At 74.0% G+C, this 19,857-nt stretch carries 19 protein-coding genes; 11 read left to right on the top strand and 8 right to left on the bottom strand.

Annotated features, from left to right (window positions below; all coding sequences use genetic code 11):
• Window positions 1–77: 77 nt before the first annotated feature.
• Window positions 78–1,979 carry an amino acid transporter gene (locus ACIRD3_RS06260; protein ID WP_402212382.1) on the top strand — a complete coding sequence of 634 codons (1,902 nt, stop codon included), beginning with the start codon at window positions 78–80 and terminating at the stop codon, window positions 1,977–1,979.
• A gap of 15 nt (window positions 1,980–1,994) precedes the next feature.
• Here the strand turns inward: ACIRD3_RS06260 and ACIRD3_RS06255 are convergent, their stop codons facing one another.
• Entirely contained in the window at window positions 1,995–2,264 is a 270-nt protein-coding gene (locus tag ACIRD3_RS06255) for a GlsB/YeaQ/YmgE family stress response membrane protein (protein WP_402212380.1), read from the bottom strand.
• 268 nt (window positions 2,265–2,532) lie between these two features.
• On the opposite strand from ACIRD3_RS06255, the gene ACIRD3_RS06250 reads away from it, so the two are divergent.
• A complete protein-coding gene (locus tag ACIRD3_RS06250; protein WP_402212377.1) occupies window positions 2,533–2,898 on the top strand; it encodes a hypothetical protein in 366 nt (121 codons plus the stop codon).
• A 54-nt stretch (window positions 2,899–2,952) separates the two neighbouring features.
• Here ACIRD3_RS06250 and ACIRD3_RS06245 read toward each other — a convergent pair whose 3' ends face one another.
• Complete coding sequence (locus tag ACIRD3_RS06245; RefSeq protein WP_402212375.1) at window positions 2,953–3,753, bottom strand: HEAT repeat domain-containing protein; 801 nt, start codon at window positions 3,751–3,753, stop codon at window positions 2,953–2,955.
• 113 nt (window positions 3,754–3,866) lie between these two features.
• Window positions 3,867–4,586 (bottom strand): TetR/AcrR family transcriptional regulator, encoded by a 720-nt coding sequence (locus ACIRD3_RS06240; protein ID WP_402212372.1) that lies wholly within the window; start codon window positions 4,584–4,586, stop codon window positions 3,867–3,869.
• Between the two features lie 146 nt (window positions 4,587–4,732).
• On the opposite strand from ACIRD3_RS06240, the gene ACIRD3_RS06235 reads away from it, so the two are divergent.
• The gene (locus tag ACIRD3_RS06235; RefSeq protein WP_402212369.1) at window positions 4,733–5,932 is read left to right on the top strand and encodes an FAD-dependent monooxygenase; all 1,200 of its coding nucleotides are present in this window, start codon (window positions 4,733–4,735) and stop codon (window positions 5,930–5,932) included.
• Between the two features lie 43 nt (window positions 5,933–5,975).
• Here the strand turns inward: ACIRD3_RS06235 and ACIRD3_RS06230 are convergent, their stop codons facing one another.
• Complete coding sequence (locus ACIRD3_RS06230; protein WP_402212366.1) at window positions 5,976–7,874, bottom strand: hypothetical protein; 1,899 nt, start codon at window positions 7,872–7,874, stop codon at window positions 5,976–5,978.
• Window positions 7,875–8,282: 408 nt separating this feature from the next.
• On the opposite strand from ACIRD3_RS06230, the gene ACIRD3_RS06225 reads away from it, so the two are divergent.
• Complete coding sequence (locus tag ACIRD3_RS06225; protein ID WP_402212865.1) at window positions 8,283–8,909, top strand: CBS domain-containing protein; 627 nt, start codon at window positions 8,283–8,285, stop codon at window positions 8,907–8,909.
• Between the two features lie 148 nt (window positions 8,910–9,057).
• Window positions 9,058–9,708, top strand: coding sequence for a beta-glucanase (locus ACIRD3_RS06220; protein WP_402212364.1), 651 nt, complete (start codon window positions 9,058–9,060; stop codon window positions 9,706–9,708).
• 57 nt (window positions 9,709–9,765) lie between these two features.
• On the opposite strand, the gene ACIRD3_RS06215 is transcribed toward ACIRD3_RS06220, so the two are convergent.
• Window positions 9,766–10,173 (bottom strand): hypothetical protein, encoded by a 408-nt coding sequence (locus tag ACIRD3_RS06215; RefSeq protein ID WP_402212361.1) that lies wholly within the window; start codon window positions 10,171–10,173, stop codon window positions 9,766–9,768.
• A 166-nt stretch (window positions 10,174–10,339) separates the two neighbouring features.
• Between ACIRD3_RS06215 and ACIRD3_RS06210 the strand changes: the two genes are divergently transcribed.
• Window positions 10,340–10,759, top strand: coding sequence for an SHOCT domain-containing protein (locus ACIRD3_RS06210; RefSeq protein ID WP_402212358.1), 420 nt, complete (start codon window positions 10,340–10,342; stop codon window positions 10,757–10,759).
• Window positions 10,760–10,863: 104 nt separating this feature from the next.
• Here the strand turns inward: ACIRD3_RS06210 and ACIRD3_RS06205 are convergent, their stop codons facing one another.
• The gene (locus ACIRD3_RS06205; RefSeq protein ID WP_402212355.1) at window positions 10,864–11,274 is read right to left on the bottom strand and encodes an organic hydroperoxide resistance protein; all 411 of its coding nucleotides are present in this window, start codon (window positions 11,272–11,274) and stop codon (window positions 10,864–10,866) included.
• Between the two features lie 177 nt (window positions 11,275–11,451).
• Between ACIRD3_RS06205 and ACIRD3_RS06200 the strand changes: the two genes are divergently transcribed.
• The 3 genes from ACIRD3_RS06200 (at window position 11,452) to ACIRD3_RS06190 (ending at window position 13,609) form a co-directional block, all read left to right on the top strand.
• Window positions 11,452–11,925: a MarR family winged helix-turn-helix transcriptional regulator gene (locus ACIRD3_RS06200; RefSeq protein WP_402212352.1), complete on the top strand. Its 474-nt coding sequence runs from the start codon at window positions 11,452–11,454 to the stop codon at window positions 11,923–11,925.
• A 285-nt stretch (window positions 11,926–12,210) separates the two neighbouring features.
• Complete coding sequence (locus ACIRD3_RS06195; RefSeq protein ID WP_402212349.1) at window positions 12,211–12,783, top strand: RNA polymerase sigma factor; 573 nt, start codon at window positions 12,211–12,213, stop codon at window positions 12,781–12,783.
• A gap of 61 nt (window positions 12,784–12,844) precedes the next feature.
• Entirely contained in the window at window positions 12,845–13,609 is a 765-nt protein-coding gene (locus tag ACIRD3_RS06190; protein WP_402212346.1) for a hypothetical protein, read from the top strand.
• Window positions 13,610–13,678: 69 nt separating this feature from the next.
• Here ACIRD3_RS06190 and argG read toward each other — a convergent pair whose 3' ends face one another.
• Both argG and ACIRD3_RS06180 read right to left on the bottom strand, forming a co-directional pair.
• Window positions 13,679–15,091 carry an argininosuccinate synthase gene (argG, locus tag ACIRD3_RS06185; RefSeq protein WP_402212343.1) on the bottom strand — a complete coding sequence of 471 codons (1,413 nt, stop codon included), beginning with the start codon at window positions 15,089–15,091 and terminating at the stop codon, window positions 13,679–13,681.
• A 291-nt stretch (window positions 15,092–15,382) separates the two neighbouring features.
• Entirely contained in the window at window positions 15,383–16,042 is a 660-nt protein-coding gene (locus tag ACIRD3_RS06180) for a rhomboid-like protein (RefSeq protein WP_402212340.1), read from the bottom strand.
• A gap of 203 nt (window positions 16,043–16,245) precedes the next feature.
• Between ACIRD3_RS06180 and ACIRD3_RS06175 the strand changes: the two genes are divergently transcribed.
• Together ACIRD3_RS06175 and ACIRD3_RS06170 are read left to right on the top strand one after the other, a co-directional pair.
• Window positions 16,246–16,968 (top strand): rhomboid-like protein, encoded by a 723-nt coding sequence (locus ACIRD3_RS06175; protein ID WP_402212338.1) that lies wholly within the window; start codon window positions 16,246–16,248, stop codon window positions 16,966–16,968.
• A 164-nt stretch (window positions 16,969–17,132) separates the two neighbouring features.
• Complete coding sequence (locus ACIRD3_RS06170) at window positions 17,133–19,853, top strand: glycosyl hydrolase (RefSeq protein ID WP_402212335.1); 2,721 nt, start codon at window positions 17,133–17,135, stop codon at window positions 19,851–19,853.
• Window positions 19,854–19,857: the final 4 nt, after the last annotated feature.

Genomic DNA, 19,857 nt, shown 5'->3' with positions numbered 1-19,857 from the left:
GGGTGTACGTGGTCTCGTCGGGTTCGGCAGAACCGGGGGTTGCCCGTCCGACCAGGGGCGGGCGGTTCCGGGAGTGGATGCTGGAAGGCCTGGCGGACATGGCCAAGCAGCACCCCGGCCCGCACGCGGAGGCACCGGCCGAGAAGGGCCAGCGCTGGTGGCGGGTGATGTGCCTGACCGGCCTGGACTACTTCTCGACGCTCGGCTACCAGCCCGGCATCGCCGCCCTCGCCGCCGGCCTGGTCTCGCCGATCGCCACCATCGTGCTGGTGATCGTCACGCTGCTGGGCGCGCTGCCGGTCTACCGGCGGGTCGCCCAGGAGAGTCCGCACGGACAGGGCTCGATCGCGATGCTGGAGCGGCTGCTGTCGTTCTGGCAGGGCAAGCTCTTCGTGCTGACCCTGCTCGGCTTCGCGGCCACCGACTTCATGATCACCATCACGCTGTCCGCCGCCGACGCCAGCGCGCACCTGGTGGAGAACCCGCACCTGACCAGCGTGCTCGGCGGCAAGCAGGTCCTGCTGACCCTGATCATGATCGCGCTGCTCGGCGCGGTCTTCCTCAAGGGCTTCGGCGAGGCGATCGGCCTGGCCGTGGTGCTGGTCGCGGTCTACCTCGCGCTCAACGTCGTGGTGGTGGTCAACGGCTTCTGGCACGTGCTCAAGGCCCCGCACGTGTTCAGCGACTGGACCGACGCGCTCACGGCGGAGCACGGCAACGCGATCGCCATGATCGGCGTCGCGCTGGTCGTCTTCCCCAAGCTGGCGCTCGGCCTCTCCGGATTCGAGACCGGCGTCGCCGTGATGCCGCACATCGAGGGCGACCCGGAGGACACCGAGGAGAAGCCCACCGGCCGGATCCGGGGCACCCGCAAGCTGCTCACCACCGCCGCCGTGATCATGAGCTGCTTCCTGATCGCCACCAGCTTCATCACCACGCTGCTCATCCCGCCGGCGGCCTTCGAGAAGGGCGGCGAGGCCAACGGGCGGGCGCTGGCCTTCCTCGCCCACGAGAACCTCGGCAGCGCGTTCGGCAGCGTCTACGACCTGTCCACGATCGCCATCCTCTGGTTCGCCGGCGCCTCGGCGATGGCCGGGCTGCTCAACCTGATGCCGCGCTACCTGCCGCGCTACGGCATGGCGCCGCACTGGGCCCGGGCGGTGCGGCCGACCGTCATCGTGCTCACCCTGATCGCCTTCCTGGTCACCTGGATCTTCGACGCCAACGTCGACGCCCAGGGCGGCGCGTACGCCACGGGCGTGCTGGTGCTGATCAGCTCGGCGGCCATCGCCGTCACCATCGCGGCCCACAAGGCCGGCCAACCGGGCTGGCGGGCCGGGTTCGCGGTGATCGCCGCGGTGTTCCTCTACACCACGGCGGTCAACATCGCCGAGCGGCCGGACGGCGTGAAGATCGGTGCCTGCTTCATCGCGGGCATCATGCTGGTCTCCTTCCTCTCCCGGCTCAAGCGCGCCTTCGAACTGCGCGTCACCGACGTGGTGCTGGACGACGTCGCGGAGCGGTTCGTCCGGGACTACATGCACCGCCCGCTGCGGCTGATCGCCAACGAGCCGAACAGCCGCGACCTCGCCGAGTACCGGGACAAGATCCACCAGATCCGCCGGGACAACGACATCCCGGCCGAGGACGACCTGGTCTTCGTCGAGGTCACCGTGCTCGACCCGTCCGACTTCGAGGCCGAGCTGACCGTGCACGGCGAGGTGCTGCACGAGCGCTACCGGGTGCTGTCGCTGCAGAGCTCCAGCGTGCCGAACGCGCTGGCCGCCCTCTTGCTGCAGGTGCGGGACCTGACCGGGCAGCAGCCGCACATCTACTTCGAGTGGACCGAGGGCAACCCCTTCGCCCAGTTCCTGCGGTTCTTCCTGTTCGGGCAGGGCGAGATCGCGCCGGTCACCCGCGAGGTGCTGCGCGAGGCCGAGCCGGACCGGGCGCGCCGCCCGGCCGTGCACGTGGGCTGAGCGCCGGGTGCCCGGTCACCGGGGCCGGTGGGACCGGCTCCAGGCGGGGGCGACGAAGGCCACCAGGCCGACCGCGAAGGCGAGTTGCAGGATGTGGCGGATCCAGTCGATGCCCGAGGTGTGGCGCACGCCGATCCAGCCGGAGACGGCGTTGCCGAGCCAGGCCCCGGCGGCACCGAGCAGCATGGTCAGCCACCAGGGGATCGACTGCGGTCCGCGCAGGATCAGCTTGGCGAGCACGCCCAGCACGAAGCCGATGAGCAGAATCCACAGGATCTGGAACATCGCAGTCCACCTTCCGGGCGGCACCGGGAACGGCCGGCGCGCCCCATTGCCGGAGACGCCGTTCGTCCCATGATCACCCGGATCGGCCGAACGGGCATGTCGGCGGACGACCCCGCAGGTCAGAGCCGCAACGGCGGATCGCATCGGGTACGGAGGGGCGAGATCGCGCCGCCGGACGGGCCGGAAAGCCGCTGTCGGACACACCGGTGGCGCCGATAGGAATGGGCGGTGACGCGGAGGTCCCGCGTCACCGAGAGGAGCCCACCCCGTGATACGCCTCCGTGCCGCCGCCCTGACCGTCGGCTCTGTCGCCGCCGCGCTGACCCTGACCATGGGAACGGCTCAGGCCGCTCCCGGCGACACCAGCACCATGTGCTCCTCCTCGCTGACCCCGGGCGGCTACGTCGACGTCCAGTGGTGGAACAGCGGCGGCTGCGGCTCCGGGTTCAACCCGAACACCAAGAAGATCATGCAGCTCACCGGCTACCCGGTCGGCACCGTGGTCAACGCCTGCGCCTCCACCTGGCCGCCGGCCGGCTGGACCATCGTCAGCAGCTTCTACAGCGCGGGCTGTCAGTACTCCGCGGTGCCGAGCTTCGACAAGAACTCCTGGCAGCTGAAGCGCGTCTCCTGACGACGGCCGGCGGTTCCTGACGGCGGTGCGGGGCCTCGGCGCTCCCGCACCGCCTCAGCGGTCCCGCACCGCCTCGACGGCCTCGCGGACATCCCGGTGCGGGTCGTCGGCGAGGCCGTCCAGCAGTTCCGCGGTGCCCGGGGTGGACCAGCCGCCGACGGCCCAGACCAGCTCCGCCCGCACCTTCGGGTCCGGGTGGGCGGCCAGTGGTGCCAGGGCGTCCACCGGGCCGCGGCGGCGCATCCCGAACCAGTGCAGGACGGACCGCAGCTCGTCCGGATCGCCGGGATCGCCCGCCGCCCCGAGCCGGGCGAGCAGGACCGGGACGGGCGGCGGCGGGCCGTCCAGCGGGTGCGGAAGGCGCTCGCGCAGTCGGCGGCTTCCGTACTCGCCGCGGATCCGGCAGCCGAAGCAGGTGCACGGCCGGGTGCCGTGGGCGTTCGGGAGGTAGCGCCAGCCGGCGACCTGCGGCACCGCGCGGATCCGGTGCACCTCGCGGGCGGCGGCCGGGCGCGGCAGGAAGACCTCCCAGCCGCGCGGGTCGGGCAGCGCGCCGATCCGTCGCACCGCCTCGGCGGCGGAGACCCGTCGCTGGCCGCCGGTGGCGCGGTCGCGGTAGTGCCCCGCCAGCACCTCCTGCTCGTCGTCCAGCCGGACGTGCACCGCGACCAGCGAGCCCTTGGGTCCGAACCTGGCCAGCTCGCGCAGCCATTGGTGGGTCAGTGTGTACGAGGGCAGGACCGGGAAGCAGTAGAGCCCGCGCGCCCCGCCCTGGCCGCGGCTGTCGGCCCGGATCCCGGCGCGGCGGATGCGCGGCGCGTTGGCCGCGGCAGTCAGGTGCACGAACATCGCCATGGAGGGCGATGGTAGCGAGCGGGGCCGGGTGCTCCGAGTGGTTTTTCCTCGTCGGCTTCCCCGGCGCGCGGCGCTCGTTCCGCCTGGTCCGTCCGGGTGCGTGCCGCGCTCGATCAGCGCGGTCCGTCCCGCCGGGTGCGGCGCTCGATCAGGGCGGCCAGGCCGTCCAGGATGCGCTCCAGGCCGAAGTCGAGGGCCTGGTCGCCCCCGCCGGGTTCGGCCATCGCGGCCGCGACGCCGGGGAAGCGGTCGACGTGCCGCTGCACCACCGTGCCGAGGGCGACGAGGAATTCGGCCTCGGGGGAGCCGGCCGGTCCGGCCGCGCGGGAGTGCTCGGCGATGCCGCGCACGTGCCCGGCGAGCAGGACGGCGGCGTCCATCCGCTCGGGGCCGGTCAGCCCGTGGCCGTCGAGCGCGGCCACCACCCGCTCCAGCCAGGAGAGTTCCTTCGGACCCATGATCCGGGGGCCGACGGTGGCGTCCAGCAGCCACGGGTGTCGCGCGAAGGACTCGGCCAAGTGGGCGGCCCAGGCGGAGAGTTGCTCCCGCCAGTCGGCGTCGGTCGCGGGCGCGGGGGGCTCGTCGATCGCCGACTCGACCATCAGGGCGATCAGTTCGGCCTTGCCGGGGACGTACCGGTAGAGCGACATCTTGGTGAAGTCGAGCAGCCCGGCCACCTTCTGCATCGAGACCGCGCCCAGGCCCTCGGCGTCGGCGACCTCGACCCCGGCCGCGGCGATCCGCTCCAGGCTGAGCGCCGGCTTCGGCCCCCGGCTCGGCTTGGCCGGCGGGCCCCAGAGCAGCCGCACCGTGTCGTTCGCCGCCTCGCTCATCGTCCGCTCCCGTCCCGGGGTCCCGTCCTGGTGCCGCATTCCGGCCCTGCCTCGGGGTTGCCCCCCGCTCCAACTGTGTCTACCGTACACAGCAGCAAACAGTGTCTGCCAGACACAGTTTCTCGATCCTCGGACGGAGTGGTCCCATGAGCACCAAGATCCTGATCTCGGGCGCGAGCATCGCCGGCCCCGCCCTGGCCCACTGGCTGGGCCGGTACGGCTTCGAGGTCACCGTGGTCGAACTGGCCCCGGCGCTGCGCGACGGCGGCCAGGCCGTCGACTTCCGCGGCCGCACCCACCTCACCGTGCTGCAGCGCATGGGCGTGCTGGACGAACTGCGCGCCCTCGGCACCGGCGGCACCCCGATGACCTTCGTGGGCCCCGACGGGCGCCGACTGCTCCACCTGCCCGCCGAGTTCGCGGGCGGCGACGTGGAGGTCCCGCGCGGGGAACTCGCCCGACTGCTGCACCGGCACAGCCGCGCCCGCGCCGAGTACCTCTTCGGTGACTCGATCACCGCGCTGGCGCCGACGTCGAGCGGTGTCCGGGTGACCTTCCGGAACGCCGCGCCGCGCGAGTTCGACCTGGTGATCGGCGCCGACGGGCTGCACTCCAACGTCCGCCGGCTCGCCTTCGGCCCGGAGCAGCGCTACGTCCGCCACCTCGGCTACTACGCGGCCACCTGGCAGCTGCCGAACGACTTCGGGCTGCCCGTCGGGTCGGTCGGGCTGAACGTCCCCGGCCGGCTGATGTCCGTCGGCGCCGCCCACCGGGACCCGGGCCGGGCGGGTGCCTTCTGCCTCTTCGCCTCCCCCGAGCTGCGCTACGACCGCCACGACCCGGCGCAGCAGAAGGCGTTGATCCGGTCGGCCTTCGCGGGCCTCGGGTGGTGGGTGCCGCGGCTGCTGGAGAGCCTGGACACCGCGCCCGAGCTGTACTTCGACTCCATCAGCCGGTCCGACGTGCCCGCGTGGTCGAGCGGCCGGATCGCCCTGATCGGCGACGCCGCCTGCGGCGCGACCATCGGCGGCATGGGCACCGGCACGGCGGTGGTGGCCGCGTACGTCCTGGCCGGGGAGCTGGCCCGGGCGGGCGGCGACCACCGGAGCGCCTTCGAGCGGTACGAGCGGCTGCTGCGCGGCTACGCCCAGGGCTGCCAGAAGGGCGGCGACCGGACCGGGCCGTTCCTGGCGCCGCGCACGGCGACCGGGCTGCGGCTGCGCAACGCGGTGCTGAACCGGCGCTGGGCGCTGGACCGGATGCTGGAGCTGGGCAAGCAGGTCAGCAGCGTCGAACTGCCGGACTACGAGGCGGAGTCGTCCGGCCGGGTCCGGGCGGCGGGATGAGCGGGGGCCGGCTGAGCGGGGGCGGGCTGAGCGGGGGCGGTGCTCAACGCGGCGGGCCGAGGTGGTTGCCGTTGTCGAGCAGCCCCTCCACCTGGACGGCCGAGCGGGCCGGGCGCTCCACGGCGAGGGTGTGGTCCGGGGCGGGCCGGTCGGCGGACCAGTCCTGGCCCTTGACGGTGAGCCGGGTGACCCGGCGGCTGCCCGCCGCGAGCAGGTACTCGGTGCCCTGCGGGGAGTGCCACCACGCCCAGGCCAGCGCGTCCGGCTCGAACCGGCTGCACGCCCGGCCCGACCCGCCGCCGGTGCGCTGCGGGCCCCGGGCGGCCGGCAGGACGACCGCGGTGGCCGCACTGCCCTCGCCGTTCCAGCGGTCGGCGCGCAGGCAGACCCACGCGGCCGAGCCCGCACCCTGCGGCAGCGGTTGGACGGCGAAGGTCCACAGGTTCAGCTGCTTGACGCCCGGCTTGCCGTCCGGGACGGCGCAGCCCGCGCGGGCCCAGGCCTGCAGCGCGTCCTGGGCGGTCGCCTCGTGGGGCTCCCGGGGTTCCCTGGCCTCGCGGGCGGGCGGCGCGGTGGGCTGGGTGCGGTCGGCTTGGGCGCGGTCCGGCTGGGTGCGGTCCGGGGGCGGCACGTAGGTGAGGTGCGCGGGGACGAGGCCGCCCAGGTCGGCCAGCAGGAAGGCGTGCTTCTCGGCCACCACGGGGGAGGAGCGCAACTGGAGCAGGGCGGCGCCCTGGCAGTCGGCCAGCCCGCCGGCGGGAGCCGGGTCGGTGATGCCGTCCGGGTGCGGCAACGGGCGTGCGGGGGCGTCGGGTCGGTCGATCCGGCGGGTCTCGGCGGAGTCCACCCAGGGCGCCAGCAGGTAGCGGACCGCCGCCCCCTGGCGGCGCAGGGCCAGCGCGCCCGCCGTGGTCAGGTCGGAGTCGTCGGCCCGGGCGAGGTCCAGGCCCCCGTCGCGGCCGTCCGTGAAGCGGGCGATGCGCCGGCCGTCGTACAGCACCACCACGCCGGCGCCCTCCACCGTCCCGGCGAACAGCAGCTGCGGCGCTGCGGCGGGCGGGGTGGTGTCCGTGCCCGGCTCGGCGCGGGTCCGCGGGCCGGGCCGGGCCCAGGCGGTCAGGGCGCGGCCGAGCAGCGCGCCGTCCTCCCGCCGGTCGCCCCGGGCGGGCCAGGCGGAGAAGTCCACCCGCGCGGTGTGCTGCCACGCGTCGGGTGCCACCCGGACCAGCCGGGACGGGTCGGCGGCGCCCGGGGGAGGCGCGGACGCCGGACCGGCGGGCGTCGCGGGGCCGGAGCCGCCCAGCACCGCGGCCGTGGTGGTGAGCCCGAGCAGACCGACCGCCAGCGCGGCCGTCAGCGTCCTGCGGCGGCGCAGCAGATCCGTGGGCTGCACCCGGACCGCGCACGGGTCGAAGGCGGGCAGCGCGGGATCGGGGCCCGGCCGGATCCCGGCGGCCGCGGCGACCGCCTCCTCCGGCTGCGTGACTCCGGCCCGGCGCAACACCTCGGCGGCCCGGTCGGCGCTCAGCTCCTCGACCGCGCGCAGGGCGAAGGCGGCGCGGGCCGGGGCGTCGAGCGCCGCGAGCGCGTGGTCGAGCTCCGCGTCCTGCTCGCCGCCGTGCGGGATGAACAGCCGCAGCCCCCAGACGCGGGGCGCCAGCAGGCGGGCGGCCGGGCGCGGGCGGAGTGCGGCGCGCAGGACCCGCAGGCGCAGGGCGGCGTACACCTGCTCCGGCTCGGTGGTGTTCGGGTCCGCGGCGTTCGGGCGGCCGGCGGCCGGCGGTTCGTCCCGGCGGGTCCAGCGGAAGGGCAGGGCGCGCTGGACGGCGGCGTGGGCGGCGAGCACCCTGCTGTGCCGGTCCCGGTCGGCCGGCAGGGCGAGGTAGGCGAGCCGGACCAGCCTGCGGTAGTGGCGCACCAGCGCGGCCTCGGCCTGCGCCACCGGACGCGCCGCGACCCCGCGGGCCGACGGAGCCGTGCCCGCCGTCCGTCCTGGCAAAGGGGCCTCCCGGGAACCGTGGTGCTGTCGTGGTGGACGGTCCAACGAGTCGATCATGTGATGGTTGCGCCGTCCGGGGTGACCGGCGGACGATCGGGGGCGCGCGGCGGGGGCGTCGCGCCGGGGTCTCCTGTTCGCCGTTCCGTGAAGCGGGGGTCGGGGAGCCGGGAGGTCGGGGCCGCGTTCGTGGCCCGGGGTCCAAGGTCCCACCCGTTCGGCCCCTTGGCCCCTGGCGGTCGGCGCCGCCGCGCGCCATGCTGCCGGTAACCGGCCGGGACGATCCGCGCCCGGTCGGACCAGCAGCGTTGGACGAGGTGAACCGGCGTGCGGCATGCCACCGTCGAATCCGTGATGACCAGCCCCGTGGTCCTGGTCTCGCCCGAGACCGGGTTCCGGGAGATCGTGGCGTTGCTGAGCGAGTACGACATCACCGGGGTGCCCGTGGTGGACCCGGAGGGGCGGCCGCTCGGCGTGGTCTCGGAGGCCGACCTGCTGCGCACCCTGGCCGCCCAGGAGGACCCGGGCAGTCTGCTCCCGGCACCCGAGTCCGCGCAGGCGGGCCCGGGCGGCGAGGTCACGGCCGCCGACCTGATGACGACCCAGCCGGTCTGCACCACGCCCGGTACCAGCGTGGTCGCGGCCGCCCGCACGATGAGCCGGCACGGGCTGAAGCGGCTGCCGGTGCTGGACGAGGAGGGGCGGGTCATCGGCGTGGTCAGCCGGGGCGACCTGCTGCGGGTGTTCCTGCGCGAGGACGTGGTGATCCGTCGGGAGATCGTCGAGGAGGTGCTCGGCCGGATCGAGGGGGTCAGCCCGGCGGAGATCGGGGTGGAGGTCAACCAGGGGCGGGTGGTGCTCAGCGGCACCGTGCCCGAGCCGCACCTGGTGCCGATCGTGCTGAACCTGTGCCGCTCGGTCGACGGCGTGGTCTCGGTGACCGACCGGCTCCGGGCCGGGGGCGCGGCCGCCGTGGGGTGAGCCCCCGGCCGGCCGGTGCGTCGTGGCCCGACCGGTGCGTCGCGGACCCGGACGGCCCGGTTCGCATACAGCGGAGCGTATCGGGTAACTCACTCTGTGTGCCCGGCTGATCGGATCGCCGAGGCACCGGAGCACCGGGGAGGCGGCCGTGACAGTCGTGTTCGACGCGGACTTCACTTCGACCAGGCAGTGGATCAGCGGGCGCAGCAGCGCCTATCCCCGGATGGGGCCGACCAATCGGAGCGACCACAAGCTCGACTACCTCGTCCGCGGCTACTGCCCCGGCGGGGTGTTCACCGCCACCCGGCGGCACAGCGGCGGCCTGTGGAGCTGCAACCTGCTGACCACCGAGGGCAGTTCGGACGGTTTCCAGGTCCGTACCGGGGACGTGCTGTCGGCGCGCGTGACGCTGCCCGTGGAGCTGGGCGCCTGGCCGGCGATCTGGACCTGGCGGGACGGCGGCAACGAGGTGGACCTCTTCGAGTACCACCCCGACAACCCGGACCTGCTGGAGATCTCCAACCACGTCCGGGGCGGCTTCCGGTACTGGCACGGCGGCGGCGCCGGGATCGGCCCGGGGGCGACCTTCGACCTGCGGGTGGTGCTCGGCGCGAACTCGGTGGACTGGTACGTCGACGACGCGCTGGTCTACGCGGACCTGCACGGCGTGGGGTCCGGCTGGCACGCGTACCTGATCGTCAACCTCTCGGTGGCGGACGGGACGTACCACGACCGGCCGCCGATCGGGGGGCCGGACCGGCTCAGCTGGACCTGCCACAGCCTGCGGGTGGAGCGCTGACGCGCGGCTCCGGCCCGCGGGCCCGGCGATGAGCCCGGTGGTGAGCCCGGCGAACGCTCAGGGTGCGAAGGCGGCGGTGATCGGGCCGTGCGGGCCGGAGCGCTGGAACCAGACCGCGCGGCGGTGCGCGCCGATGTGGGCCGGGTCGGTCACGTAGAGGTCGTCGCGCGGGGCCCGCTCGTTGCCCGGGGCCAGCGCGGCGTCCACGGCCTGGGCGGCGATCGCGTGCAGCAGGGCGGTGGCGGTGGCCTCGGCGGCGGACGGCGCGATGGCGAGGGCGGTGAGTTCGGCCCAGAGCGCGGTGGACACGTAGGCGATCGGCGAGTGCCCGAGCGACGGGTGCCGGCTCGGGTCCGCGTGGCGGCGCAGCATTCCGGTGGCGACGAGCCGCTCCGGCGAGCGGGCGTCGTCGGGCGGGGCGCCGTCGCCGGGCGGGTGGTGCGTCATGCGCGGGTGAGGGGTCACGAGCGGCACGCTACCCCGCGCGGGCTCGTGCGGGTGCGGCATGGGTGCCGGAACGTTTTCTCAGACTTTCCTCACAGCGCTTTCACCGGTGCCGGGCGCACGATGGTGGTAAGGCGCCGATCACCTCGGCGGGCCCCGGTGGTCGGGGCCGGAGGAGGAGGTCCTGATGAGGCACTGGCATGGGTACGGGCACGGCCACGGCATGGGTGGCTGGGGCATCGGCCTGATGGCGCTCGGGTCGCTGCTGCTCCTGGTGCTGATCGTGCTCCTCGCGGTCGCCCTGTTCCGGTACGTCTCGCGCTCGCGGCAGCCCGTCCCGCACGGTCCGGCGGCCGCGGCGGGCGGTGGCGGGCCATGGGCCGGGCCGGGTGGCACCCGGGGCTGGGGGCCGGGTCCGGAGCAGGTGCTCGCGGAGCGGTTCGCGCGGGGCGAGATCGACGCGGAGGAGTACCGGCACCGGCTGGACACGTTGCGTTCCGCGAACGGGCCGGGCGGCGGTGGGCCCGGGGGCGGCTGGTCCGGCGGCGGTGGGCCTGGTCGCAGTGGGCCCGGTGGCACTGAGCCCGGTGGAGGGCCGGGGGCGTAGGACGCGCAGGGGTTCTGGCACGGGGACGGGCCCGCCGTACGAAACCGTACGGCGGGCCCGGTGTGCGCCGGAGGGCGCTGTGTGCCGGCGCGCGAACCGCGTGATTACTCGACGACCAGCTCGACCGGGATGTTGCCCCGGGTGGCGCGGGAGTAGGGGCAGACCTCGTGCGCCTGCTTGACCAGCAGCTCGCCGGTCTCGCCCGCGAGGGACTCGGGCAGCTCGACGCGCAGGACGACCGCGAGGCCGAAGCCGGCGCCGTCCTTGCCGATGGACACCTCGGCGGTCACCGAGACCTCGCTGGTGTCCACCCGGGACTGCCGGCCGACCAGGCCGAGGGCGCTCGCGAAGCAGGCGGCGTAGCCGGCCGCGAACAGCTGCTCGGGGTTGGTGCCCTGGCCGTTGCCGCCCAGCGCCTGCGGCATCGCCAGCGCGAGGTCCAGCTGTCCGTCGGAGCTGACGGCGCGGCCCTCCCGGCCGTTGGCGGTGGCGGCTGCGGTGTAGAGCGCGTCCATGGTCGGTTCCCTTCGTGGTGCTGCTCGGGGTTCTGCGGTTGCTCGGGTGCGGAGGGGTTCGGGGTGCCGCCGTCGCTGCGGCGGCGGGCCTTCCGGCGCCCTGCCGTGACACCATTAGAGCACGCAATTCAATTGCGCACAACTAAATCGCGCGAAGGTGGTCGGTACCATGGAGTCATGACCACGCTCCCCGACCTGGCGGACGAGGACCTGCTCCGTCTCGACCAGCAGATCTGCTTCTCGCTCAACTCGGCCTCGCGCGCCTTCGGCGGCGTCTACCGGGTGCTGCTCCGGGAGCTCGGGCTGACCTACCCGCAGTACCTGGTGATGCTGGTGCTCTGGGAGGACGGTGAACTGCCGGTCAAGCGGATCGGCGAGCGCCTGCGGCTCGACTCCGGCACGCTCTCCCCGCTGCTCAAGCGGCTGGAGGCGGCGGGTCTGGTGCGCCGCGAGCGCAGCCCGCAGGACGAGCGGTCGGTCACCGTCACGCTCACGCCCGAGGGGTCGGCGCTGCGCGAGCGGGCCGGGCAGGTCCCGCGTCGGCTGCTCGCCGCGACCGGGCTGCCGGTCGAGGACCTGGCGTCGCTGCGCGGACTGCTGGAGCGGGTGACCGCCGCGCTGGACTCGGCGGCGGTGGAGCCGGCGCCGTAGCGCCGCTCGCCGCGGGGGTCGCGGGGGTCGCGGGTGGAGCTTGTCAAGCCGCGGGCGCGCCCGGTGTGATCTGGGTCACGTGGCGGGGGGTGCGGCGGGGTCGTCCGGCCCGATTCGGCAGGTCAGTGGCACTGTTCGAAACTGAACGTAAACGTTCGCCAATTGTCCGCCCGATCCGGTCAACATCCCGCGCCTCCCGGACGGTTACACCACGAGCCCCCTGAGGGGCCGTCGGCGTGCCACCCGGTGGGCCGGCCAGCTGACCCACGAAAGAGGGGGGCGTGCGTGAACACTCCCGGGCCGGGCGAGGAGCGGAGCCTGCGGGCGGACCCGCTCGGCGACCTGCCGAACGACTTCGAGGCCTTCTTCACCCGCGAGAACTCCGGCTACCTCCGCTACGCCCAGCAGCGCCTGCGGCACCGCGAGGACGCCCAGGACGCGGTCCAGAACGCCGGCACCACGCTCTACAAGAACTGGCGCCGCGCCCTGGCCAGCGCCGATCCGCAGGCCTTCGCCTTCAAGGTCGTGAAGGACGCCGTGGTGGACGTCCTGCGCGAACGCCGCCGCGCCGAACGCAAACGGCTGCGGGTGATAGCCCAGCGCCGGCCAGACACCAGCCAGGACGAGCTGGAGGAGCTCGCCGAACTGGACGCCCTGGACTGGGCGATGGACGAGCTCGCGCGCGCCGCACCGGTGCAGGCGGACGTGGTCCGCCTGCGCCAGGCGGGCCTGTCGTACCACGACATCGGCCGGTCGCTCGGCATCGCGCACACCACCGCACGCACCTACTACAGCCTCGGGCGGCGCCACCTGGAGTACCTGCTGGAGCACCCGGACGAGGGCGGAGCGGAGACGTGAGGACGGGGAGGGCCGTGACGTGAAGCCGGGGACGTGGAGGCCGTGACGTGAGGGCGGGGACATGAAGGTGGGGGACCTGCTGCGGGCGCACTCCGCCGAGCTGGAGCGGGAGTTCGACGACCACGACCCGGTGGCTTTCACCCGGCGGCTGGCCGAGCGGCTCGCCGCCGCCCGTCGGCCCGTACCGGCCGCGCGGGAGCGCCCGGCCCGGCCGCCGGCGGGCGCCCGACCGCCGCACGCCCCGGCGCCGGGGGCGAGCCCGGGCGTGGGACCGGGAGCGGGCGCCGGCCTCGGCCCGGCCCCGCCGTCGGGGGCGGCGGGGCAGCACCCCGGAGCGGGCGGACGGGCGGAGTTGCGACGGGACCTCCGGCACCTGTGCGCCGGCGTGGCCGGGGCCGTGACGCCGGGGGAGCTGGCCCTGGACCTCGAACTCGCCGAGAAGACCGCCTTCCGCACCCTCGGCTGCCTGCTGTACGGGATGGGCCGCACGGCGGACGGCGTCTTCTGGTGGCGGATAGCGGCCCAGTACGGGGACCAGCTGGCCGTGCACTGCCTGGCCGTGCACTACAGCGCCGAGGGCGAGCGGCGCGACGCGGCGCGCTGGGCCGCCCAGGCCCAGGACCTCAGCGCCCCGGGCCGGCTGCCGGACGTGGCGCCGGACCCGCGGCCGAGCGGCGCCGCCGAGCTGGCCCGGCTCCTGGCGGAGCGCTACGACGGGGAGATCCTGCTGACCCTGCGGGAGGCGGTGACGACGCGCCCCAGGAGGGATCCGGCGCGGCTCGGTGTCCGCGCGGTGCGGGGGCGGGGCGTGACGCGGATCCGGTGAGGCGGGCGGGCGGGAACGGGAGAGGCCGCCGCACCGGTGCGGCGGCCTCTCGGGCGTGAGCCCGACCGGTCAGTCGGTGCCGGACTCGATCGCGGCTTGGTCGAGCGCGGTGGACTCCTCCGCGTCGCCGGTGCCCGCCGCGATCGGGGCGGCCCCGCCCGGGGCGAGCTCACCGATCAGGCCGCTCCACGGCGCCAGCTGGCCGTGCACCGCGTACTGCTCCAGCTTGCTGCGCGAGTCGGCGATGTCGAGGTTGCGCATGGTCAGCTGGCCGATCCGGTCGTCCGGCACGAACGCGGCGTCGACGCTGCGCTCCATCGACAGCTTCTCGGGGTGGTAGCTGAAGTGGGGGCCCTGGGTGTCGATGACCGAGTAGTCCTGGCCGCGCCGCAGCCGCAGGGTGACGCTGCCGGTCACCGGGTGGCCGATCCAGCGCTGCATGCTGTCCCGGAGCATCAGCGACTGCGGGTCGAACCAGCGGCCCTCGTAGAGCAGCCGGCCGAGGCGGCGGCCCTGGGTGTGGTAGGTGGCGAGGGTGTCCTCGTTGTGGATGGCGTTGAGCAGCCGCTCGTAGGCGATGTGCAGCAGCGCCATGCCGGGGGCCTCGTAGATGCCGCGGCTCTTGGCCTCGATGATCCGGTTCTCGATCTGGTCGGACATGCCGAGACCGTGGCGACCGCCGATGCTGTTGGCCTCGTGGACCAGGTCGACGGCGCTGGCGAACTCCTGGCCGTTGATCCGGACCGGGCGGCCGAACTCGAACTCGACGGTGACGTCCTCGGTCTGGATCTCGACCGCCGGGTCCCAGAAGGCCACGCCCATGATCGGGCTGACGATCTCCATCGAGGCGTCCAGGAACTCCAGCCGCTTGGCCTCGTGGGTGGCGCCCCAGATGTTGGCGTCGGTGGAGTAGGCCTTCTCGGCGGAGTCCCGGTAGGGGAGGTCGCGCTCGGCGAGCCACTCGGACATCTCCTTGCGGCCGCCGAGCTGGTCGACGAACGCCTGGTCCAGCCACGGCTTGTAGATCCGCAGGCTGGGGTTGGCGAGCAGGCCGTAGCGGTAGAACCGCTCGATGTCGTTGCCCTTGTAGGTGGAGCCGTCGCCCCAGATGGAGACCCCGTCCTCCTGCATGGCGCGGACCAGCAGGGTGCCGGTCACGGCCCGGCCGAGCGGGGTGGTGTTGAAGTACGTCTGCCCGGCGGAGCGGATGTGGAAGGCGCCGCAGGCCAGGGCGGCCAGGCCCTCCTCGACCAGGGCGGCCCGGCAGTCGACCAGCCGGGCCTGCTCGGCGCCGTACGCGCGGCCCCGGGCCGGGACGTCGGCGAGGTTGGGCTCGTCGTACTGGCCGATGTCGGCCGTGTAGGCGTAGGGGAAGGCACCGTGCTCGCGCATCCACGCGACGGCGACGGAGGTGTCCAACCCACCGGAGAATGCGATGCCGATCCGTTCACCGACCGGCAGCTTGCTCAAGACCTTCGACATGGATGCACCCTATGACCCGCCTGGGCGGGCCCCTGATTCAGCGTTGTGTGACGGGATTCGGCGTATTCGATCCGATGCCCGCACTCTGGCATAGATTTGCAGAGTTACGCAAGGGCATGCGGTCGCGGAGCTCGGGCCGGCCGCGTGCGACGGTGCCGTCCGGGTCCGGAGGGACGGGCCGAATCACCTGGCGAGAAGCCGGGTTGGGGCGGAACGGAGGGTCGGACCCGTTCCGGGACCGCGACGGGCCGGGTTCCCGAAGGAATCCGGCCCGTCCTCGGTGCCCTCGCGTCAGCGCGCGGCGGGTGCCGCCCGCGCGCGCAGCCAGGCGGTCCGGGCGGCGAGGGTGCCGAGGCCGAGGGCGACCAGGTGGCCGGCGTCGGCCAGTTGCTGGTCCAGGGCCCAGGCCACGGCCAGGGCCAGGGCGAGCGCCGGAAGGCCGTAACGGCGCAGCGGGACCGGGCCCAGGGCGAGCAGACAGGCGCCGGTGGCGACCAGTCCGTAGCTGATGCCCACGTCGCGGGCGTGCGAGAGCGCGCCGGGGATGCGGGCGGTCAGCATCACCCACATCGCGCCCTCGGTGAGCAGCGTGGCGCCCACGTGCCCGAAGACGAAGACGGCGGCGGCCCGGGCCGCGCCCCAGCGCCACTCGGCCAGGCCCAGCACGACGGCGACCGCCGCGATGCCCGCCCAGGCGGGCACCCCGTCGACCACCAGGCCGCTGGTGAACAGCGTCCACCACTTGCCGACCTCCATGTGGTGCACGTTGCTGCTGTTGTGCCGGACGAACCGGGCCCGCTCGGCGTGGCCCTGGCCGGCCAGCCAGGAGGCGGTGAGGGTCAGCAGCAGGACGTACGCCGTGGTGAGCCGCAGCCGGGCGACCGTACTCGGCGCGGGGTGCGGGGGAGTGGCGGTGTCGGTCGGTGGCCTCGTCCTGAGACGATCGCTCATCGTGCCTGGTGCCCTTGCTCTGCGGTCCCGGGGCCGGCACGCCCGGTGCGTGGCCGAGCGGTCGTGGCCGGGAGGTCGAAGCGCCAGCGTACGCCAGCGGTGATCGGCCGGCGGGGCCGGCCGATCACCCGTACGGGCCGGTACGGCGGCGGCCGACGGCGGGGCGGGGTGAGGGTGAGGGGACGAGGGTCGAGGAGGCGTCGATGGCCGACAGCACCGCCAGTGGCTCCGAGGAGCGCCGGCGGCCCTGGTGGGCACGCGCCGCCCGTACGGCGTGGGCCTACGTCCGGCGCGCCCCGGGCACCTACCTCTGGCTGGCGATCCTGCTGGTCACCACCCAGGTGATCCGGCACGTCGACCCGGTGACCGCCGACCGCATCCTGGAGCGGCGCTCCACCAACCTGCACCACCTGCAGGTGTCGCCGGTCCGCGTCCTGGTGACCAGCGCGCTGTGGATCGCGGGCGGCGGCTGGCTGTCCTACTTCCTGCTCTACAACCTGTTCCACGTACCGGCCGAGCGCTGGCTCGGCACGCTGCGGTGGATCTCGGTGGCGATGCTCGCGCACGTCGGCGCGACCTACCTCAGCGAGGGCGTGCTCGGCTGGGCGATCCACCGCGGACTCGCCCCGCCGAGGGCCGTCTACACCCTCGACTACGGCGTCAGCTACGCGCTCGCCGGGGTCGTCGCGGTGCTCACCTATCTGATCGTGCGGCCCTGGCGGTACCTGTACGCGGCCGGGGTGCTGGTCGTCTACGGCCTGGGCGTCCAGCAGAGCCGGGACTACACCAGCATCGGCCACTTCAGTGCGGCGCTGATCGGGTTCGCCTGCTACCCGCTGACCCGGGAGCGGCCGGGCTCCTTCGACCCGGTCGCCGCGGCGCGGGCGGTCCGGCGGCGGGTGCGGGCGCGCAGGCCCCGTCGGTGACGGTGCGTCGGTATTCCGTGAATGCCAACTGTTGGCAAGCGTAAGGCTCTTACCCGCTTCTTACCGCCCGGGCCTTCCCCCGGCCCGATCGGCTCAGCAGGCTGTCCTCCTGTTCCGCCGAGTCCGCGCGACCGCGCGGCCGGCCGCAGGGGAGGACTGCCACCGTGCCCACCAGGCAACGACGACGGCTGCTGCTGAGCGCCGTCACGCTCACCGTGATCGGCTTGACCACCACCCAGGCGCTCGCCGCGCCGCCCGTACCCGTGGAACCGCAGCCGTGGCAGGTGCGGCACCAGGCGGACATCGGGAAGAAGCACGCCCAGAAGGTGCGGCACGCGGCCGGCGCGACGACAGCCGCTCCGGGCCTCAGCCCGAAAGCCGCGGCGGAGGGCGGGGACGACGAGGGCGACGAGGCGGAGAACTCCGCCGAGGGCACCGCCCAGTACACCGAGGCCCGCACCGCCCCGGGCGTGGTCGCGCCCGGAGCCTACGGTGCGGCCTGGGCGCGGTTGCAGTCCATGCCGCGCACCGGCGGCAACTGGGACCACGTCACGGACAAGCCGTACGACGCGGACGACCCGCGCTACCGGGACGTCAACTCCAACTCCAGCGGCGGCGCCGGTCTGGTGACCGGCCGGATCACCGGTCTCGCCGCCGACAGCGAGGGCTACGTCTACGCGGGCGGTGCCAACGGCGGGGTGTTCCGCTCCCGCACCGGGGGCGGGCACTGGGAGCCGATCGCCGACCGGCTGCCCACGCTGTCCACCGGCACCCTGAACCTCGACGGGGGCGGCCGGCTCTGGTACGCCACCGGCGAGTCCAACACCGGCGCGACCTCGTACGTCGGCACCGGCGTGTACGTGCTCTCCGACCCCAAGCACGGTGAGTTCCAGCCGGGCGACCGGGTGGGCGGCGCCGAGTTGGAGTCCACCATCATCCACGCGCTGCGCTTCGGTGGCGGCAAGGTCTGGGCGGCGACCAGCCGGGGCGTCTGGAGCCACTCGGCCACCACGCTGTCGGGCCCGTGGACGCTGGAGTTCGCACCCAACCCGGAGTACCTGCCCGGTGGTTCGAAGGCCGGGGATCCGGCGGCGCCGTACAAGAACATCGCCAATGACATCGCGATCGACCCCAAGGACCCGACCAAGGTGATCCTGGCGGTGGGCTGGCGCGGCGGCGACACCTACAACGGCTTCTACAGCAAGGCCGCGGACGGCAGTTGGCAGCGCGTCGGCTCGCTCGGCGAACTGCCGACGGACGCCGCCAACGTGGGCAACGTGACCTTCGCACGCTCGGCGGACGGCTCGCGCTACTACGCGATCGACCAGTCCCCGCAGGTCATGGCGACCGACCCGGACACCGGCCTCAAGGGCATCTACGTCTCCAAGTCCGGCTCGCCGTCCGGCCCGTGGACCTTGGTGGCGGACAAGGAGAAGCTGAAGAACTCCGGCTCCGCGCTGCAGGACGACGGCTACCAGCCCGGCATCCAGGCCTGGTACAACCAGTTCCTCCAGGTCGACCCGGCGAACCCGGACCACGTCTACGCCGGCCTCGAGGAGGTCTTCGAGACCACCGACGGCGGGGCCAAGTGGGCCACCGTCGGGCCGTACTGGAACAACGGCTTCCCTTGCTGGAGCATCGACCCGGCCAAGCAGACCGGCGACTGCTCGCAGACCACCCACCCCGACCAGCACGCCGTCGCCTTCGGCGGCTACCAGGGCAAGGCCACCGTCTACGTCGGCAACGACGGCGGCATCTACCGGCGGCCCTCCCAGGGGCAGTTGGACGCCTACGGCCACGCCAAGGACTGGACCCCGCTCAACGACGGCACCATCGACACCCTGCAGTACTACTCGGTCGGCGTCGGCAAGGACCCGGCGGACCGCTCCGGGCGGGGCGTGATCGTCAGCGGCGGCCTCCAGGACAACGGCGAGTCCGTGCTGCGCGCCCACGACAAGGTGATGGGCTCCGACTTCGGCGGCGACGGCGCCGACACCCTGGTCGACCCGAACAACGGCTGCAACATCGCCGAGGAGTACGTCTACCTCGACATGTGGGTCACCCAGAACTGCGCCGTCAACGACGGGAGCTGGACGAAGGACCCGAGCAAGGCCACCTCGTACGAGGTCGCCCCGCCCGACAAGGACCTCGGCGGCGCCGGCGCCCGCTTCATCGCGCCGATCACCAGCGACCCCAAGGACGGCAACACCTGGATCGCCGGCGGTCGCCACGTCTGGGTGCAGCACAAGGGCTACGCGATCCGCAGCGGCAGCGAATGGACGTCGGCCTACGACCTGGGCGCGGGCCATGTCGCCACGGCGGTCGCGACGGTCGACGGCACGGTGTACGCGGGCTGGTGCGGCCCGTGCAACAACGTCGGCTTCAGCCGCGGCATCGCGGTCGGCAAGACGGACGGCACCGGCTGGCACCAGCTCAACCTGCCCGTCGACGGCACCCTGCCCAACCGCTACATCTCCTCCTTCGCGGTCGACGAGCACGACGCCCAGCACGTCTTCGTCGCCTTCAACGGCTTCTCCCGCACCTGGACCGAGGGCCCCGGCGCGGGCGTCGGCCACCTCTTCGAGACCCACGACGGCGGCGCCACCTGGACCGACGTCTCGGCCAACCTGCCCGACGTCCCGGCCACGTCGGTGAGGATCCTGCCCAACGGCGGCCTCGCCCTCGGCACCGACCTCGCCGCCTTCTACCGCGCTCCGGGCACCGCCGACTGGCGGGTCCTCGGGCGCAACCTGCCCACCACGGCGGTGCAGCAGCTGAAGACCGGCCCGGACGGCAAGCTCTACGCCGCCACCTTCGGCCGCGGCATCTGGTCCTTCGACCTGCGCCGCCTCGGGCACGGGCGCTACGACGAGACGGACGACTGACCCC

Origin of the sequence: Kitasatospora sp. NPDC093550 (genome assembly GCF_044764985.1) — a bacterium.
GTDB lineage: Bacteria > Actinomycetota > Actinomycetes > Streptomycetales > Streptomycetaceae > Kitasatospora.
The sequence above is the reverse complement of the archived record's forward strand: the minus strand, read 5'-3'. Positions and strand labels throughout refer to the sequence as shown.

Coding starts and splice junctions, on each gene's coding strand:
- ACIRD3_RS06245 (WP_402212375.1), bottom strand. CDS start 3,753: ATGGCGATGTTCGTGCACCTGACTGCCGCGGCCAACGCGCCGCGCATC.
- ACIRD3_RS06235 (WP_402212369.1), top strand. CDS start 4,733: ATGAGCACCAAGATCCTGATCTCGGGCGCGAGCATCGCCGGCCCCGCC.
- ACIRD3_RS06260 (WP_402212382.1), top strand. CDS start 78: ATGCTGGAAGGCCTGGCGGACATGGCCAAGCAGCACCCCGGCCCGCAC.
- ACIRD3_RS06180 (WP_402212340.1), bottom strand. CDS start 16,042: ATGAGCGATCGTCTCAGGACGAGGCCACCGACCGACACCGCCACTCCC.
- ACIRD3_RS06225 (WP_402212865.1), top strand. CDS start 8,283: ATGACCAGCCCCGTGGTCCTGGTCTCGCCCGAGACCGGGTTCCGGGAG.
- ACIRD3_RS06240 (WP_402212372.1), bottom strand. CDS start 4,586: ATGAGCGAGGCGGCGAACGACACGGTGCGGCTGCTCTGGGGCCCGCCG.
- ACIRD3_RS06255 (WP_402212380.1), bottom strand. CDS start 2,264: ATGTTCCAGATCCTGTGGATTCTGCTCATCGGCTTCGTGCTGGGCGTG.
- ACIRD3_RS06190 (WP_402212346.1), top strand. CDS start 12,845: ATGAAGGTGGGGGACCTGCTGCGGGCGCACTCCGCCGAGCTGGAGCGG.
- argG (WP_402212343.1), bottom strand. CDS start 15,091: ATGTCGAAGGTCTTGAGCAAGCTGCCGGTCGGTGAACGGATCGGCATC.
- ACIRD3_RS06200 (WP_402212352.1), top strand. CDS start 11,452: ATGACCACGCTCCCCGACCTGGCGGACGAGGACCTGCTCCGTCTCGAC.
- ACIRD3_RS06205 (WP_402212355.1), bottom strand. CDS start 11,274: ATGGACGCGCTCTACACCGCAGCCGCCACCGCCAACGGCCGGGAGGGC.
- ACIRD3_RS06175 (WP_402212338.1), top strand. CDS start 16,246: ATGGCCGACAGCACCGCCAGTGGCTCCGAGGAGCGCCGGCGGCCCTGG.
- ACIRD3_RS06210 (WP_402212358.1), top strand. CDS start 10,340: ATGAGGCACTGGCATGGGTACGGGCACGGCCACGGCATGGGTGGCTGG.